Here is a 5,291-nt window from a genome sequence, read left to right on the forward strand (position 1 = left end):
ACTATAATAATGAACGGATTCAGAGAAAATTAGATAATATGTCACCTATAGCTTATAGGAAACATGTTATCTAGGTGTTTTTTCTTTGTCTCACCAAATGGGGGCAGACCAACTATCATTATAGTGTTCCTAGGCGTTTTTTGTTTGTATAAAGATATGATACAGTATAAGTGACAATTGAATTATTTAAAGTAGGTGAAAATGTGTGAAGACAAATGTTCATAAAGTTGATAAGTGGGGCAAGTTAGGAGCTTTTTTGTATCAATTTCGTTATACAGTAATTGTAGCGTTACTGTTGCTCGCAATCGCACTTGGGATTTTTGCTCCAAAGCTACCGGGAGTATTAGGTGGTGACGGTTTCCAAACGGAAGGCGACTATCAAAAAACAAAAGAAATTTTAGATAAAGATTTTAAGAGGTCTCAAGATACGCTTCTGCTCGTTTTTGAGAAAAATAAAGATGCTTCGCATGAGGAATTTAAAAAACGAATAGATGAAATTGTAAAGAATGTTCAAGAGAAAGAGAACTATGAATCTTTCCATCACCCAATCCAAAATAAAGAAATGCTACAAGGTGATATCGGTTATGCGACAATTTTATTTTCCGGGAAAACAAATAAAGAAAGAATGGAAAAGACATTACAATTTGCTGATGAGATTGAGAAAGAAAGTAATGTAGCATTAAAAGTAACACCTACAGGATTTCCGAAAATTAATCAAGAGATTAATGAAAGAACGCAAAATGATTTAAAAGTAGCAGAAATGATTGGATTACCAATTGCGTTTCTTGTATTACTATTTTCGTTTGGTAGCCTTTTGGCATCAATTTTACCGATTTTGAATGGGGCGCTTAGTGTTATTAGCACGATGGGTATATTGTATTTTATCGGTGTGGATAAAGAACTTTCTATTTTCGTGTTAAACGTTGCACCGATGATTGGACTTGCACTATCTATTGATTTTGCGCTATTATTTGTGAACCGTTTTCGAGAGGAAGTTGCTAAACGAAAGGTAAAAGAAGCGATAGCAATTACATATCAGACGGCAGGACGTGCAATTGTATTTTCAGGATTATGCGTATTTGTTGGGTTGTCAGGTTTGTTTTTCTTTAAGATAGATTATATTCAATCTGTCGCGATTAGCGGAATGATTGTTGTGATTATGAGTATTTTATTCTCACTCACACTTCTTCCAGCGCTATTATCGTTAATAGGTAAAAGAATATTAAAAAAGAATCAAGTAGCACATACGCCGGCAAAAGCATGGCGTAAATTTGCACAATTTGTAATGAAACATCCAATCGCAATGATTATTGTTGTTACAACATTTATTGTTATTTGCTTATTGCCGTTACGTACAGCTAATTTGCAGTTCCCTGGTGTTGAAGCTTTACCTGAAAAGAGTGATACAAGGATTGCATATGAAAAGTATGAAGAAGCATTTAATGAAACTGTCAAAACACACGCTGATGTTATGTTAGTTGTAGAGACGAAAGAAGATATGAAAGAAAAAGAAAGTCTACAAAAGATAGAAGAAGTCGTTCAAAAGTTAAAAGATGATAAGAAAGTACATGAAGTAAGAAGTTTATACGACGGGTTAACTGGAATGAAAGCAGATCAAGTTGTTGGAATATTGCAGTCGCCAGAGTCAGCGAAACTAACTCCTGTATTTGAAGCATACACGAAAGGGAATAAGACGACGATAGAAGTCTTTTTGAAAACAAAACCACGTACAGAGACTGCAAAACAGTGGGTGCGTGACTTTAAAAAGAACTATAAAGAAACGGATGTTACGTATTATCTAGGCGGAATGACGACGTTTCAACAAGAATTAGAAGATGAAATTAAAGATAAAGTTGTAATTGGTATGTCTGTTATATTTGGATCGACCTTTGTTATATTATTATTTGCATTCCGATCTATACTCATTCCAATTAAGGCAATTATTATGAATATACTTAGTTTAAGTGCAACTATTGGAATTGTTGTTTGGTTATTTGAAGGTGGTCATTTCGGTTTAGAAGCGAGTCCGGTTCTGTTTGTCTTACCAATCTTCATTTTTGGCCTCGTATTTGGGCTTAGTATGGATTATGAAGTATTTCTTATTTCACGCATTCATGAGCTCTATGAAGAAACAGGAGATAACGATCAAGCAACGTTAGAAGGGCTCGTTTCAACAAGTAGAATCATTACATCAGCTGCTTTAATAATGATTGTTGTAACGGGTGCATTCGCATTTACTGATATTTTACCAGTAAAGCAGATGGGGCTTGGCGTCGCATTAGCAATATTTCTTGATGCAACAATTATTCGTCTTATGCTCGTACCAAGCTTAATGAAGTTATTTGGAGACTGGAACTGGTGGTTGCCATTTCGAAAAAAACGAGAAAAGTCATCATAAAAAAATGCTCATCATATTGATGAGCATTTTTTTATGAATAGCAAGACCTACATTTTGCAAATAGTATGTGATAAGAACATTACATACAAGTAGGTGAAGGCAATGTTTCGTTATTTTAAGTTTAAGTTAAATGATACAGTACAGTTTGCAGAAAACGATGGGCATATGTATCGCATTGTCGGTTATCGGTTAGAAAAGGGATTTTATCCAAAAGATGAATGGACTCATATCATTTATGAACTACTTAGAGAATTTGACGGGTATACGATGGATGCAGAGGAGGAAGAACTTGTAAAGGTCGTTCAAGTAGAGGATGAGTATTACAAAATACAAGAAGTATCAGGTTATCGTTATCCAGTAAAAATGAAACAAAAACAACAAGTGATGAAAATAGAAAGGATGGACGATTTATTAGATGCTTACAATGATTATAAAAGGTTGGCAGATTTCTTTAAAGATTTATCGTATGAACAAAAAGCTGAAGAAGTATTGTTAGAAATGAAAAGGCTTAGAGCTTGAGGGGCAGTCTATTATAAGACTGTCCTCTATTTTTGACGGTGCATCAAAGTGTGTTTTCCGTTACAATGAGAGAATCAATAGAAATAAGGTGATAAACAGTATGGAAACAAAGAAAAAGGGCGAATGGTGTGAAATTACCATTCCAGCTAAATGGAATGGTATAAGTATTGAATCGGTATTAAAAGTAGAATGGGAAATACCGAAAAAGCTATTACATCAGCTTCGTATGGAAAAAGGTGTTACGGTTAACGGGGAACAAAGAAGATGGAATGAGCTTTTAAAAGAGAACGATAAGTTACAAGTTCATATGTTTGCGGAGGAAGAGTACGGTGTAGATCCAGAATATGGTGAATTACATGTAGTATACGAAGATGATCACGTACTCATCGTAAATAAACCAGAGCAAATGGACACACATCCTGCTGAAAAAGGTGGAAACAGGACGCTTGCAAATCTTGTTGCTTTTCATTTTCAAATGCAAGGTTTAGAGACGAAGGTTCGTCATATTCATCGTTTAGATAAAGATACGACAGGTGGTGTCGTGTTTGCTAAGCATAGAATTGCTGGTGCAATTATGGATCGTTTATTAATGGAACGAAAAATTAAAAGAACGTACGCAGCGCTCGTTGAAGGGAAAGTAAAGAAGAAACAAGGAACGATTGATGCTGCTATCGGAAGGGATCGCCATCATGCTACAAGGCGTCGTATTTCTCCAAAAGGTGACCAAGCTATCACATATTATAAAGTAGAAAAGTATTTTAAGAAGCAAAACACGACTTTCGTAACGTTACAATTAGAAACGGGTAGAACGCATCAAATTCGTGTTCATATGAGTCATAATGGTAATCCACTAGTTGGGGATGTATTATATGGTGGGCAAACAAAATATATGTCCAGTCAAGCATTACATGCGATGAAGATAAATTTCTTGCATCCAATTACGAAAGAAGCGATTGAAGTTGATGTGCCGTTTCCTACAAAATTAAATAATAAAATAAAAGAATTTCAAAAAGAAAATGCGTAAAGTATAAGTTTTAATTTGAAAAAAGTAGATTTTTGCAGGGATTTCTCTAAAAGAAGCGAAGCCGTTAAGAGAAAAGAGAGGTGAGAATTACTTGATCAAATATAAGTATGTACTTGGGATATTTTTCGCTTGTCTTTTAGTTACTCTATGTCTTTACCCCTATTTACCAAATCGTATGGCAGTACATTGGAACGTAAATGGTGAGCCAAACGAGTTTATGAGTAAACAAGTTGTAGTAGCATTTATTCCTTGTTTTATTATTTTTTCATATGGATTTTTGTATATTATTTCACATAATATATTTAAGTTTAATGAAAGAGAGCATTGTATTATAGGCGGATTTATAAAGAAAATTACATTATTTATGTTGTTTATTCATATGCTTATTCTCTTGATTAATTTTGGAGATTTTATATTCTTTCAAACAGGATTAACGATTGGGATTAGTATGTTTCTTTTTATGCTGAGTAAAGAATTTAAGAAAATAAAAGGCAAAGAAAAAGATCCAATTAAATTACAAAAAATTCGTTTAGTAAGTAGACGGATTTTTCAAGTGATGGCATGTGGCATATTGTTTTCATTGTTTTTGAACTTAGAGTGGGGATTTTATATATTGCTTAGTGTAATAAGCTGTGGATCTATGTTGTTTATGTTCTATATTTTCTATTCATACATAATAGAAAGCTATGAAACTTGAAAAAGAGTCTTCTCATTATGAGAAGACTCTTTTAATCTATTTACTTTGTAATAAATTGTTGTGTCCAGTAGTTGCCGCTTTCTACATAACCAACACCGATGTGAGTGAAGCCGTTATTTAAGATGTTTGCACGGTGTCCAGCGCTGTTCATCCAAGCTTGTACTACTTCTTCAGGTGTACGTTGGCCTTGAGCGATGTTTTCACCTGCAGATGTATAAGAAATACCAAATTTCTTCATCATGTCAAACGGAGACCCGTATGTAGGGCTGTTATGATCAAAGTAGTTGTTTTTTTGCATGTCTTCAGACTTAATACGTGCTACTTTGCTTAATTCAGTATCGATTTTTAGTGCTGGTAAGCCTTGCTTTGTACGCTCAGCGTTTGTTAATTCAACAACACGTTGTTCGAACTCGCTTAAAGATTTTGCTTCTTCAGCAGGCTTTTGCTCAGCTGGTTTTTGTTCAGCAGGTTTTTGAGTATTGTTGTTTTCAGCAGGCTTTTGAGCTTCTGGTTTTTGAACTTCTTCAGCAGGCTTTTGCTCGGCAGGTTTTTGCTCAGCAGGCTTTTGAGTTTCTGGCTTAGCTGTTGGTTGCTCAGTTACAACATTTTCAGTAGGTTGTTGACCAGGAATAATGCAATTTGGTTGGAAGTTT

At 34.6% G+C, this 5,291-nt stretch carries 5 protein-coding genes; 4 read left to right on the forward strand and 1 reads right to left on the reverse strand.

The genetic code is table 11. From position 1 onward, the window contains the following. Window positions 1-205 precede the first annotated feature (205 nt). From MR167_RS30310 to MR167_RS30325, 4 genes are all read left to right on the forward strand, one after another. The gene (locus MR167_RS30310; RefSeq protein WP_242316161.1) at window positions 206-2,398 is read left to right on the forward strand and encodes an MMPL family transporter; all 2,193 of its coding nucleotides are present in this window, start codon (window positions 206-208) and stop codon (window positions 2,396-2,398) included. Between the two features lie 102 nt (window positions 2,399-2,500). Continuing rightward, the gene (locus MR167_RS30315) at window positions 2,501-2,917 is read left to right on the forward strand and encodes a hypothetical protein (RefSeq protein WP_000490302.1); all 417 of its coding nucleotides are present in this window, start codon (window positions 2,501-2,503) and stop codon (window positions 2,915-2,917) included. 100 nt (window positions 2,918-3,017) lie between these two features. Next, window positions 3,018-3,941 carry an RluA family pseudouridine synthase gene (locus tag MR167_RS30320; RefSeq protein WP_000448328.1) on the forward strand — a complete coding sequence of 308 codons (924 nt, stop codon included), beginning with the start codon at window positions 3,018-3,020 and terminating at the stop codon, window positions 3,939-3,941. Window positions 3,942-4,032: 91 nt separating this feature from the next. Next, a complete protein-coding gene (locus MR167_RS30325; RefSeq protein WP_000599007.1) occupies window positions 4,033-4,638 on the forward strand; it encodes a DUF1648 domain-containing protein in 606 nt (201 codons plus the stop codon). Between the two features lie 40 nt (window positions 4,639-4,678). Here the strand turns inward: MR167_RS30325 and MR167_RS30330 are convergent. Further along, window positions 4,679-5,291: CAP domain-containing protein (locus tag MR167_RS30330; RefSeq protein WP_242316162.1), on the reverse strand; the 613-nt coding region annotated here is incomplete at its 5' end.

Origin of the sequence: Bacillus cereus group sp. BfR-BA-01355 (assembly GCF_022663675.1) — a bacterium.
Lineage (GTDB): Bacteria > Bacillota > Bacilli > Bacillales > Bacillaceae_G > Bacillus_A > Bacillus_A thuringiensis_S.

Coding starts and splice junctions, on each gene's coding strand:
- MR167_RS30315 (WP_000490302.1), top strand. CDS start 2,501: ATGTTTCGTTATTTTAAGTTTAAGTTAAATGATACAGTACAGTTTGCA.
- MR167_RS30320 (WP_000448328.1), top strand. CDS start 3,018: ATGGAAACAAAGAAAAAGGGCGAATGGTGTGAAATTACCATTCCAGCT.